Source organism: Arthrobacter sp. NamB2, from assembly GCF_005281365.1.
Lineage (GTDB): Bacteria > Actinomycetota > Actinomycetes > Actinomycetales > Micrococcaceae > Arthrobacter_D.
The window spans coordinates 138,531-150,018 of sequence record NZ_SZWI01000001.1 but is presented as its reverse complement, the minus strand read 5'-3'; the positions used below and the strand labels follow the sequence as shown (position 1 = coordinate 150,018).

The window sequence follows — 11,488 nt, the reverse complement described above, 5'->3', positions numbered from 1 at the left end:
CCATGATGATCCTCTTCGCCGGTGGCATGGTGCTCGTGCTCGGTGCCATCGGTCTGGCCCTCGCAGCGCTCCGCCCTCTGCAGTCGCCGGTACCCCTCGATCGCCGTCGACCGCCCGTCGAGCACCCCGACTCGCAGCTGTCACGGTTCGCGGGAGCTGCCGGCCGTGCCATGGAGTCCTACCTGCAGCGGCATCCCATGCGCTTCCTGCACCAGGGCGTGCTGGAGACCGCGGGGGTGAAACTGGGCCAGGCCGAGGTGTACCTCCTCATCGTCATCGGCGGTCTTACGGGCCTGCTGCTCGGGTGGGTCCTGCTCGCGCCCGTGATCGGGATCCTGCTGTTCCTGCTCTCGCCCGCGGTGGCGCACCTGGTGGTCGCCTTCCTGACCGGTCGACGACGGCGCCGGTTCGACTCCCAGCTCGGCGACACCCTGCAGCTCCTCACGGGCGGCCTGCGCGCCGGCCACAGCATCCTCCGCGCCATCGACGCGGCGGCAACCGAGGCGGACAGTCCGACGTCGGAGGAGATGCGCAGGATCGTGGCGGAGACCAGTCTCGGCAAGGACCTCCTCGCCTCGCTCATGGACACCTCCCACCGCATGCAGAACGAGGACTTCGCGTGGATCGCCCAGGCCATCCAGATCAACCGTGAGGTGGGCGGGGACCTCGCAGACGTCCTAGATCAGGTGGGTCACACGATCCGCGAGCGCACCGAGATCAAGGGCCACATCCGGGCCCTTGCGGCAGAAGGCAAGTTCTCGGCCTACATCCTCGCCGCACTGCCGTTCGGTATCGCGCTCATGCTGACCGTGGTCAGCCCGGGCTATGTCGACCCGCTCTTCACCAAACCGCTCGGCTGGGTGATGCTCGCCGCCGCGGCCGTCATGATGACGATCGGCGGGCTCTGGCTCCGCAAGATCATCGACCTGAAGTTCTGAGGAGTACCGCCCGTGGACCTGATCCTGCTCGCCTCCCTTCTCCTGACGTCGGTGCCGATCGGCTACTTCAGCTGGGCCCTGCTGACCTCGGACACGAAGGTCCGACGCCTCGTGAGGAACAACCTCAACCAGGGCATCGGCGCCGCAGGTGCTTCGGCAGAACGACGCAACCACCTGCTGCGTCTGGGGAGGCGCCTCACCACGCAGGCGTACGTCCTGAAGCTGGATCACCTGCTCGCCCTCGCCGGACGACCCGCCGCCATGCCGCTGGAGAAGGTGCTGACGGCCAAGCCCCTGCTCGGCCTGGCCGGGGGCCTCGCCGGCCTGCTCCTGGTGCAATCCCGGCCGGACAAGCTCTTCGTGCTCCTCGCCCTCTTCATCACGCTGCTCGGATACTTCGTGCCTGATCTCCTGCTGTACAGCAAGGGGCAGGAACGCCAGAAGGCCATGGCCCTGGAACTCGCCAACACGCTCGACCAGATGCTCATCTCGGTGGAGGCAGGTCTCGGTTTCGAGAGTGCGATGCAGCGCGCCGGTGAGACGGGCAAGGGGCCCCTCGCGGAGGAACTCGTCCGCACACTGCAGGACATGCAGGTGGGGCGCAGCAGGCGCGAGGCCTACCTCGCGATGGCCGATCGCAGCAACGTCCCCGAACTCCGCAGCTTCGTCAAGGCGATCGTGCAGGCCGACGCGTACGGCATCGCACTGTCGGGGGTACTGCGCACCCAGGCCAAGGTGATGCGTGTCAAGCGCCGACAGCGTGCGGAGGAGAAGGCGATGAAACTGCCCGTCGCGGTGCTCTTCCCGCTGCTGCTGTTCATCTTCCCCGTGCTGTTCATCGTGATCCTGGGGCCGGCCGTGCTCAACGTGATCGACACCTTCGCGGGACAGTGAGCGGTCCCGGGACGCTTCGTCCTCCCGGCGGACCGCAAGGACCGAAGCGCCGGGAGCGCCGGGAGCGCCGGTACTGGCACGTCCTCTCAGCGGATGCCCGACAAACACGCAGCTTCCGGCCGTAGCGTGACTCCGTGCTCACAACCACGCCTGCGCTCCCGCCACTCGTCGACCTCGCAGTCCTCACCGAGCTCGAGGAGCAGCTGAACGATCCCCGAACGGCGAGGGCATTCGCCCGCGACTACATCCAGGGCTTCGAGGATCGCTACCTGCGCCTCCACGGCTCGATCGGCAACCGGGACCTGCCTGCCGCCCTGGAGGCCGCCCTCAGCCTGCGCGACGCCTCGATCATGGTGGGTGCGGCCCGCCTGTCTGCAATGGCCACAATCCTCGAATCGGCTGTCGCGTCCGAGGACCTGGGCGCGGCCCGTCACGTGCTGCCCGCCATCGAGCGCTGCGGGCTGGACACCATCAGCGAACTCGAGGCCCGTTACCTCGCATCACCCTGAGCAGCGGGCGTCAGGAGCGGACGGGTGTCAGCCGGTATCCCACCCCGCGCACGGTCTGGAGCCAGCGGGGATTCTTCGGATCCTCGTCGAGCTTGCGGCGCAGATTCCCGACGTGGACCTCGATGGCGCGCTCGTCCGAATCGCTGATGTAGGTGTCCTCGCCGTAGTAGTCCCCACGGACAACCCGCACCAGGTCCGCTTTGGTGCGCACGGCTCCGTTGCTCTTGAGCATCTCGTTGAGCAGGTCGAACTCGCTGCGTGTCAGCAGCAGATCCCGACCGTCGACGACGACGGTACGGGTCGCTGCGTTCAGCACCAGTCCGTTGTGCTCCAGAACCGGTGACACTGCGGCCGGTGCAGCGGGGACGAACGACACTGCCGGCTGGCGGGCGCCCACCGGCTCGGGTACAGACCGCGGGCGTCGCAGCATCGCTGCGATCCGGGCGCGGAGCTCCCGCGGCCGGAAAGGCTTGGTCAGGTAGTCGTCGGCGCCCGATTGCAGGGCCGTCAGCGTGTCGAGCTCGTCCCCGCGCGAGGTCAGCATCACGACGTAGCAATTACTGGACTCCCTGATCCTCCGGAGCACCTCGTAGCCGTCGATGTCGGGCAGCCCGACATCGACCGTGATCACCGTCGCGTCGTGCGTCCGGGCCAGGTCGACGCCTGCCCTTCCGCTCGCCGTGGCATGGACGTCGAAGCCCGATTGCCGGAGTACGGCCGAGACGAGGTTGCGCACGTCCGCGTCGTCTTCGATGACGACAGCCACTCCAGGATCACTCACTGTGCGTCCATCCTTCCTGGCCGGCGCCGAAGCGCGTTCTCACCGTCATGAATCCCATTGTGCCTGTCCCCGCGCCCGCCACGCGCGCGTGGCGGAGTTAAATCCGAGTGTGACTACATAATGGGACGTAGTACGTAGGTCTCAGCGTCGGAAGGTTGTTCGGTATGCGGTCTCTCACCCTTCCCTGGTCGGTACGTGCCTAGGGATGCCGGCGCCGTCCGGTTGCGCGGGATGGCAAGGAGATTCACCGTCGAGGGGGCCGTGGTGCTCTACCAGGCACCACTGTCCCTGATCGTCGTCGTCCTCGCCGTCACCTCTCCTGTCCTCCGGCCGGGGCTGATGTCCAACCGGACCTTCGAGCTCGGCTTCTCAATGATCCTCCTGCTGCTGGCCCTGACCGTCGTGGTGCCATGGCGGGAGCTGCCCCGCGGCAGCCTGCTGATCGTTCCGATCCTCGATTTCGTCGCCATCGCGATGGTGAGGAACGGCGCCCTGGAGAAGCAGCCCGCCCTCGGGGTCCTCGTCATCTTCCCGGTGTTGTGGCTCATGCGCTCCTCGCTGCCGACGTGGGCAGCCCTCGCGCTGACGTTCCTGGGTTCGCTGCTGGTGACGGCGTGGCCCGTGATGACGACGTTCGACCCGTCTCTGGTGCAGACGTACCTCGGCGTCCTCCTGCTTCCGATCGTGATGCTCTGCATCGCCGTGACCGTGCGCGTGATGAACCTCAACGCGCGGGCGCGCGAACTGGAGATCGAACGCAAGGACCGCGAACTCAACGAACTGCTGCGTGCGGCCATCGATCGTGAGCGTGTGCTGACGGCGATCCTCAACACCGTCGACGTCGGACTCACCGCCGTGGACGCCCAGGGCAACACCACGCTCACCAATCGCCAGCAGGAACTGTTCAACCGGCTCTCCGCGGGCAACGGCGACGACGATCGCGCACACGTCTTCGGTGTGGACCGGGTGACGCCGCTCCCCACCGACAGGCGTCCCATCTACCGGGCCCTCACGGGCGAGACGTTCGCGGACCAGCTCATCTGGGTGGGCGAGGGCCACGCACAGCGTGCACTCTCGACAGCTGCACGGCCCATCAAGGATGCCGACGGCGGCATCGCCGGAGCGCTCATCGCCTGCAGCGACGTGACGGAGCTCGTCGAGGCCGTCTCCGCCAAGGACGTCTTCATCTCCAACATCTCGCACGAGTTCCATGCGCCCCTGACGTCGGTGCTCGGCTACCTCGAGCTGGTACTCGAGGACGAGCATCAGCTCCCACCCCATCTGAAGGGGTATGTGGATGTCGCAGGGCGCAACGCCGAGCGCGTGCTCCACCTCGTCGCGGACCTGCTCTCCACCGCCGGCGACCGCGTCCGCGTCCACCCGCGACCGGTGGACCTCTCCGCCCTCATCGAGATGAGCGTGCGGTCCAACCGTCTGCGCGCGAAGAAGAACGGCGTCAAGCTGAGGACCGAGGCCACCAGCCCCCTGTGGACGCTCATCGATCCCGTGCGCATCTCCCAGGTGCTGGACAACCTGCTCTCGAACGCGATCAAGTACTCCCCCGATGGTGGTCTCGTGAGCATCAGGGCGGAGGAGACGGAGTCCGCGATCAGCCTCCACGTGGAGGACAGGGGCATGGGGATGACGGAGCAGGAGGCCCAGCAGGTCTTCTCCCGCTTCTACCGGACACCGGGAGCGCGACGTGCCCATATCGACGGCTCGGGGCTGGGCCTCGCGATCACCAAATCGATCGTCGAGAGCCACGGTGGGTACATCGAATGCGTCAGTTCTCCGGGCAAGGGCAGCCGCTTCACCGTGACGCTGCCGGTCAACGGCGAAGTGAGCCACATGTCGCAGGGCTCCATGGAAGAGTCGGTCTAGGTGGTCCTTGCCCTCCTCATGGCCATCGTGGCTGCGGCGACCACCTATGCGTTGACGCCTCTGGCCGCCAGGAATCCACGCTCTGTGCTGCCACCCGCCTGGCGCCTGCCCCTGGCCCTGTGTGCGGCACTCCTGGCGGGCGCAGGAAGCGTGGTGACGGAGCAGTGGTGGAACGTCCCGCTGGTGGGAACCCTCGCCGCGTTCGGCGTCCTGCTCGGAGCGGTCGACGGACGGTCGAAACTGCTGCCCAACGTCATCCTCGTCCGCTTCGCGGCGGTGACACTGCCCCTGGTGCTCCTCGCGGGAGCCGCGAGCGGCCACTGGATCGGCCTTCTCGGCGCGGTGGCGGGCGGCGCGGCGCTCTTCGCCGTGTACTTCCTGCTGGCGCTCCTCTCCCCCGCCGGGATGGGCATGGGCGACGTCAAGCTGGCCGCTATCCTCGGAGTCTTCGGCGGTTGGGCAGGAGCCGAAGCGTGGATGGGGACGCTCCTCGGGGGCTTCCTCCTGGGAGGCTTGGCCGGCGTCGGCGTCCTCCTCCTGCGCCGGGGGTCTCGTGGATCAACCTTCCCGTTCGGACCCGGCATGCTCCTTGCTGCCTTCGCGAGCTTCGTGCTGCTGGCCTAGACGTCGTCGGCCCCGCCGGGGAGCCCCTGGTGCGCGGCGAGGTGGGAGACGTTCCGCCTGGCACGGGTGAGCTCCGCCCGCGCAGCCAGTTCTGCGTCCCCCGGATACGCGATCTCCTCCAGGACGAGCGGGTGGGGTGCGGCCAGGATGGACTGCGCATCCTTGACGCGAGCAGCCAGTCTTTCCGCGAGCCAGCCGGGGGCCATCTCGCCCGATCCGACACGGAGGGTCGAGCCGACGAGCGCGCGGACCATGTTGTGGCAGAACGCGTCGGCCTGCACCGTCGCGGTGATGACGCCGTCGTGTCCGCGGGCGAACTCGTAGCGCTGCAGCTCGCGGATCGTCGTGGCGCCCTCGCGGGGCTTGCAGAACGCCGTGAAGTCCTGCATTCCGAGTAGGTGCGCAGCGCCCTCATTCAGCAGCCCCACATCGAGGGGCGCGGGGTACCAGAGCGTGGAGTGCCGACGGAGCGGGTCCTGTCCCGTGGCAGTATCCGCGATCGCGTAGCTGTAGCGGCGCCACAGCGCCGAGAAGCGCGCGTCGAATCCATCGGGCGCCGGCACGGCGGCACGCACGACGACGGGAGGGACCGAGTTCCGGACGGATCGACCGCGGCCCGAGGTCTCGTCCGCCAGGGCACGGTTGATGGTGCCGGTCAACCGTCGCAGGAAGGCGTCCGCCGGCTGGGCATCGCGCCCCCTGGGCATCCCGGCCCACTCGGCGTGTGTCAGGTCGACGTGCGCGACCTGTCCCCGGGCGTGGACACCCGCATCGGTCCGCCCTCCGACGGTGAGGCGTGCAGGTCGGCGAAAGAGGGTGTGGAGGGCTTCCTCGAGCACGCCCTGGACCGTCGTCCGGCCAGGCTGCAGGGCCCAGCCCGAGAACGGGGCACCGTCGTAGGCGATGTCGAGACGGACACGCAAAAGCCCGCCGTCCCCGGTGGGGGCGGCGGGCTTCGGCGTTGTCATGGCGTGCGACGGGTGGGAAGAATTACTTCTTCTCGTCGGCTACGTCGCCTTCGACGACGACGACCTCGTCGGCGGTGCCGGCTTCGGCGTCCACCGTCGTGTCCTCGGCTGCGACCTCTTCGGCAGATGCTGCCGACTCGGCCGACTCTGCGGAATCGACCGAATCCACCGAGTCAGCTGACTCCGGCGAATCGACGGACTCGGCGACGGGAGCTGCTGCCGGCGCCTTGGCCTGCTCGGCCTCGGCAACGACGGACTGCTTGGCCGACATAGGCTCCAGCACCAGTTCGATGACTGCCATGGGAGCGTTGTCGCCCTTGCGGTTGCCGATCTTCGTGATGCGGGTGTAGCCACCCTCGCGGTTGGCGACGGCGGGAGCGATGTCCGTGAACAGTTCGTGGACGATGCTCTTGCTGCTGATGACTCCGAGGACGCGGCGACGCGACGCGAGGTCACCCTTCTTCGCGAACGTGATGAGACGCTCCGCGTAGGGGCGAAGGCGCTTGGCCTTGGTCACCGTGGTGGTGATGCGCTTGTGCTCGAACAGTGAGGCGGCCAAGTTGGCGAGCATCAGGCGTTCGTGCGCCGGACCGCCTCCGAGACGTGGGCCCTTGGTGGGTGTGGGCATGATTGTTTCTCCTCATTAGGTAGCCGTCCCGTCGCTTCCCAGCAACGGGACGGCCGGATTACGTGTTAGAGCTCTTCGTCGCCGTAGGCGGCGTCGTCCTCTTCGATAGCGGCAGCGCGGGCGGCGAGGTCGAAGCCTGGAGGGGAATCCTTCAGGTTCAGACCCAGCTCGACGAGCTTGGCCTTGACCTCGTCGATGGACTTCGCACCGAAGTTGCGGATGTCCATGAGGTCGGCCTCGGAGCGTGCGACGAGTTCACCCACGGAGTGGATGCCCTCACGCTTGAGGCAGTTGTACGAGCGGACCGTCAGTTCGAGGTCCTCGATCGGCAGCGCCATGTCGGCTGCGAGTGCTGCGTCCGTCGGCGACGGGCCGATCTCGATGCCCTCGGCGGCGGTGTTCAGTTCGCGGGCGAGGCCGAACAGCTCCACCAGGGTGGTGCCTGCAGAGGCGACGGCGTCGCGCGGGGCGATGGCGTCCTTCGTCTCGACGTCGACGATCAGCTTGTCGAAGTCGGTGCGCTGCTCGACGCGGGTGGCTTCCACGCGGAAGGTGACCTTCAGGACCGGCGAGTAGATCGAGTCGACCGGGATGCGGCCGATCTCGGAATCGCCGGACTTGTTCTGCGAGGCCGATACGTAGCCGCGTCCACGCTCGATGGTCAGTTCGAGTTCGAACTTGCCCTTCGAGTTGAGGGTCGCGATGTGGAGGTCGGGGTTGTGGAACTCGACGCCTGCGGGAGGCGCGATGTCCGCAGCCGTGACGACGCCGGGGCCCTGCTTGCGCAGGTAGGCGACGACGGGCTCGTCGTGCTCCGAGGAGACGGCGAGGTTCTTGATGTTGAGGATGATCTCGGTGACATCCTCCTTCACCCCGGGAACCGTGGTGAATTCGTGCAGCACGCCGTCGATGCGGATGCTCGTGACGGCAGCACCGGGGATCGAGGACAGCAGCGTACGGCGGAGCGAGTTGCCGAGGGTGTAGCCGAAACCGGGCTCGAGCGGTTCGATGACGAACCGTGAGCGATTGTCGGCGACTACTTCTTCAGTCAGGGTGGGGCGCTGTGCAATAAGCACTTACATTTCCTTTCAGGAAGCATCCGCTATATGACGCTTCTAAATGGGCGGGACTGCTGGTGAGCCGGCTCAAAAGCTCCTGGAAACGGCACCGAACCGCCTTGCCGGAACGTGAGCTCCGGCAAGGCGGCACGGTGACCGCGAAGCTGATTAGACGCGGCGGCGCTTCGGCGGGCGGCAGCCGTTGTGCGCGCTCGGGGTGACGTCCGAGATGGAGCCGACCTCGAGGCCCGTGGCCTGCAGCGAGCGGATTGCCGTTTCGCGACCCGATCCCGGACCCTTCACGAAGACGTCGACCTTGCGGACGCCGTGCTCCTGAGCACGCTTAGCAGCGGCTTCTGCAGCCATCTGCGCAGCGAACGGGGTGGACTTGCGTGAGCCCTTGAAGCCAACCTCACCGGCGGAGGCCCAGGAGATGACTGCTCCGCTGGGGTCCGTGATGGACACGATGGTGTTGTTGAAGGTGCTCTTGATGTGCGCCTGACCGAGCGCGATGTTCTTCTTGTCCTTGCGACGCGGCTTACGAACCGCTCCACGAGTCTTGGGGGGCATTACTTCTCCTACGAAGGTATTGGGTAAAGCAGTGATCGGCTGATCGGACGTGCTCTGGTGATCTGGACGATCACCGGACGGATGGGCCCCTGATGGCGGGGTTCCCTGGCCGGGCGAGCGCTAGCGAGCCCGGTTAGGGGGCCGTCAGGGACTAGCGTCCGACCTTCTTCTTGCCTGCGACCGTGCGCTTCGGGCCCTTGCGGGTACGAGCGTTGGTCTTCGTACGCTGTCCACGTACGGGAAGGCCGCGGCGGTGCCGAATGCCTTCGTAGCTGCCGATCTCGACCTTGCGGCGGATGTCGGCTGCGACCTCGCGGCGGAGGTCGCCCTCGACCTTGAAGTTGCCTTCGATGTAGTCGCGGAGCTGGACGAGCTCTGCGTCACTGAGGTCCTTGACGCGCGTGTGCGGGGAGATCCCCGTGTCGACGATCGTCTTCTCTGCACGGGTCTTGCCCACGCCGTAGATATAGGTAAGCGCGATGACTACCCGCTTTTCGCGGGGGATGTCTACGCCAGCGAGACGTGCCATGGTGGCGGTTCTCCTTTGGTGTTACCGGAGGTATGGAGCAGAACGTCCCCGGACCGTGTGGCCCGGTCCCCGGCCTCCGAGCCGGGGGTGTACGTTCCTCGAGGGAACGCTGTTCTGCCGTTGAATGTACTTCTACGCGTGGGAAGAGCCTCGGGAGAGGCTCTTAGCCCTGGCGCTGCTTGTGGCGCGGGTTCTCGCAGATGACGAGAACGTTGCCTTTGCGGCGAACCACCTGGCACTTCTCGCAGATCCGCTTCACGCTCGGGTTGACCTTCATGGTTTTCCTTCGAGTTGATTCTTATTTGTAGCGGTAGACAATACGGCCCCGGGTGAGGTCGTACGGGCTGAGTTCCACTACGACCCGGTCCTCAGGAAGGATTCGAATGTAGTGCTGGCGCATCTTTCCCGAGATGTGGGCGAGAACAATGTGACCGTTGGCCAACTCAACGCGGAACATCGCGTTGGGCAGCGCCTCGTTCACAGTGCCTTCAATCTCAATGACACCGTCTTTCTTGGCCATATCCTCCGCTAACGTCTATGCCCGCCACTTGCATGGCAGACGGGTTTAGGGTTTTGATTGTCGAACCCGCAGGGAGCCGAAACTCTCGCGCGGGAGGTCTCCGGGGCCCAAATGGGCACGAAAAGCAGAGACAACCAACAGACGACTCTACGCTAATGGCGCCCGATAGTTAAATCGGCTCGTCAGCCGGCCAGCGGCGCGGGGGTGACGCCGAGGGGCTCGAGCCGGGAGGCTCCCCCATCCGGAGCAGACAGAACCCAGATTCCGCCGTCATGCACCGCCACACTGTGTTCCCACTGGGACGCGCGCTTGCCGTCCGTGGTGACGACCGTCCATTCGTCGTCGAGCACGGCAGTCTCGAGGCCTCCCTGCACCAGCATCGGCTCGATCGCGAGGCACAGGCCCGGCCGGACCTTCGGCCCACGGTTGGAGCTGCGGTAGTTGAGGACGTCCGGCGCTTGGTGCATCGCCGTCCCGATGCCGTGACCTACGTAGTCCTCGAGGATCCCCAGGGGCGGCCCCGGAACCGATGACACGTAGTCGTCGATCGCCGCTCCGATGTCCCCGACGAAACGCGCGGAGGCCAGAGCGGCGATTCCCCGCCACATCGCCTCCTCGGTCACGCTCGACAGCCGGACGTCCTCGGGGCGCGGGGTTCCGACGATCACGGTGCGGGCGGAGTCGGAATGCCAGCCCCGCACGACGGCGCCGCCGTCGATCGAGATGATGTCCCCGTCCTTAAGGGTGTATCCACCCGGGATCCCATGGACGACCTCGTGGTTCACCGACGTGCAGATACTGGCCGGGAACCCGTGGTACCCGAGGAAGTTCGAGGTCGCGCCCGCCTCCCGGAGGACACCCTCGAACACCTCGTTGAGGTGCGCGGTGGTGACTCCGACCGTGGCCGCCGCGACCGTACGGTCGAGCGCGTCCGACAGCACCAGCCCTGCTTCACGCATCACGAGCATCTGACTGGTCGTCTTGTACTCGACCTTGGGCTGACGGAACATGCGGAATTCCTAGCTTGCGACTTTGAGGGCTGCCATGACGCGCTCGGTGACCTCGTCGATGGTCCCGATGCCGTCGACCTTCGTGACGATGCCACGCTCGTCGTAGCGCGACACGACTGCTTCGGTCTGGTCGTGGTACAGGCCGAGGCGGTGGCGGATGACCTGCTCGTTGTCGTCCGAGCGTCCGTCGAGCTTCGCGCGACCGAGAAGCCGCTTGACGAGCTCCTCGTCGTCGGCAGTGAGCTGCAGCACGACGTCGAGCCCCAACTCGTTCTCACGGAGGATGTCGTCGAGCTCTGCGACCTGGGCCGCAGTGCGCGGGTAGCCGTCGAGCAGGAAACCCTCCTGCACGTCGTCGGCCGCCAGCCGATCCCGGACCATGCTGTTGGTCACGCTGTCCGGGACGAAATCACCCGCGTCCATGTACTTCTTGGCCTCGACGCCCAGCGGTGTCTCCCGCTTCACGTTGTCCCGGAAGATGTCGCCCGTCGAGATGGCCACGACGCCGAGCCGCTCGGAGATCCGCGCAGCCTGGGTGCCCTTGCCTGAGCCTGGGGGACCGATGATCAGCATTCTCG

General features: G+C 66.6%; 15 protein-coding genes. 5 read left to right on the top strand and 10 right to left on the bottom strand.

The annotated features are described in order from the left end of the window. Positions 1–2: 2 nt before the first annotated feature. From FDK12_RS00755 to FDK12_RS00745, 3 genes are all read left to right on the top strand, one after another. Positions 3–938 (top strand): type II secretion system F family protein, encoded by a 936-nt coding sequence (locus FDK12_RS00755; protein WP_317616695.1) that lies wholly within the window; start codon positions 3–5, stop codon positions 936–938. Between the two features lie 12 nt (positions 939–950). After that, positions 951–1,832 (top strand): type II secretion system F family protein, encoded by an 882-nt coding sequence (locus FDK12_RS00750; RefSeq protein ID WP_137367786.1) that lies wholly within the window; start codon positions 951–953, stop codon positions 1,830–1,832. A gap of 134 nt (positions 1,833–1,966) precedes the next feature. Beyond that, positions 1,967–2,341: an Hpt domain-containing protein gene (locus FDK12_RS00745; protein ID WP_137367785.1), complete on the top strand. Its 375-nt coding sequence runs from the start codon at positions 1,967–1,969 to the stop codon at positions 2,339–2,341. A gap of 10 nt (positions 2,342–2,351) precedes the next feature. Here FDK12_RS00745 and FDK12_RS00740 read toward each other — a convergent pair whose 3' ends face one another. Next, a complete protein-coding gene (locus tag FDK12_RS00740; RefSeq protein ID WP_137367784.1) occupies positions 2,352–3,122 on the bottom strand; it encodes a response regulator transcription factor in 771 nt (256 codons plus the stop codon). Positions 3,123–3,353: 231 nt separating this feature from the next. Here FDK12_RS00740 and FDK12_RS00735 point away from each other — a divergent pair, with 231 nt between their 5' ends. Further along, a complete protein-coding gene (locus FDK12_RS00735; protein ID WP_137367783.1) occupies positions 3,354–5,003 on the top strand; it encodes a sensor histidine kinase in 1,650 nt (549 codons plus the stop codon). After that, positions 5,004–5,627, top strand: a complete 624-nt coding sequence (locus tag FDK12_RS00730) for an A24 family peptidase (protein ID WP_137367782.1) — start codon at positions 5,004–5,006, stop codon at positions 5,625–5,627. It abuts the gene before it with no gap. Here the strand turns inward: FDK12_RS00730 and FDK12_RS00725 are convergent. From FDK12_RS00725 to FDK12_RS00685, 9 genes are all read right to left on the bottom strand, one after another. Continuing rightward, a complete protein-coding gene (locus tag FDK12_RS00725; protein ID WP_137367781.1) occupies positions 5,624–6,595 on the bottom strand; it encodes a tRNA pseudouridine synthase A in 972 nt (323 codons plus the stop codon). The genes FDK12_RS00730 and FDK12_RS00725 overlap by 4 nt on opposite strands. A gap of 22 nt (positions 6,596–6,617) precedes the next feature. Next, positions 6,618–7,223: a 50S ribosomal protein L17 gene (gene rplQ / locus FDK12_RS00720; protein ID WP_137367780.1), complete on the bottom strand. Its 606-nt coding sequence runs from the start codon at positions 7,221–7,223 to the stop codon at positions 6,618–6,620. A gap of 65 nt (positions 7,224–7,288) precedes the next feature. Beyond that, a complete protein-coding gene (locus FDK12_RS00715; protein WP_104118821.1) occupies positions 7,289–8,299 on the bottom strand; it encodes a DNA-directed RNA polymerase subunit alpha in 1,011 nt (336 codons plus the stop codon). 150 nt (positions 8,300–8,449) lie between these two features. After that, a complete protein-coding gene (gene rpsK / locus FDK12_RS00710; RefSeq protein WP_104052715.1) occupies positions 8,450–8,851 on the bottom strand; it encodes a 30S ribosomal protein S11 in 402 nt (133 codons plus the stop codon). A 151-nt stretch (positions 8,852–9,002) separates the two neighbouring features. Continuing rightward, positions 9,003–9,380: a 30S ribosomal protein S13 gene (rpsM, locus tag FDK12_RS00705; protein ID WP_104118820.1), complete on the bottom strand. Its 378-nt coding sequence runs from the start codon at positions 9,378–9,380 to the stop codon at positions 9,003–9,005. Between the two features lie 163 nt (positions 9,381–9,543). After that, a complete protein-coding gene (rpmJ, locus tag FDK12_RS00700) occupies positions 9,544–9,657 on the bottom strand; it encodes a 50S ribosomal protein L36 (RefSeq protein ID WP_043440658.1) in 114 nt (37 codons plus the stop codon). Positions 9,658–9,678: 21 nt separating this feature from the next. Further along, positions 9,679–9,900, bottom strand: a complete 222-nt coding sequence (infA, locus tag FDK12_RS00695) for a translation initiation factor IF-1 (RefSeq protein WP_019481515.1) — start codon at positions 9,898–9,900, stop codon at positions 9,679–9,681. A 182-nt stretch (positions 9,901–10,082) separates the two neighbouring features. After that, positions 10,083–10,910, bottom strand: coding sequence for a type I methionyl aminopeptidase (map, locus tag FDK12_RS00690; protein ID WP_137367779.1), 828 nt, complete (start codon positions 10,908–10,910; stop codon positions 10,083–10,085). A 9-nt stretch (positions 10,911–10,919) separates the two neighbouring features. Next, positions 10,920–11,483: an adenylate kinase gene (locus FDK12_RS00685; protein WP_137368227.1), complete on the bottom strand. Its 564-nt coding sequence runs from the start codon at positions 11,481–11,483 to the stop codon at positions 10,920–10,922. Positions 11,484–11,488 lie beyond the last annotated feature (5 nt).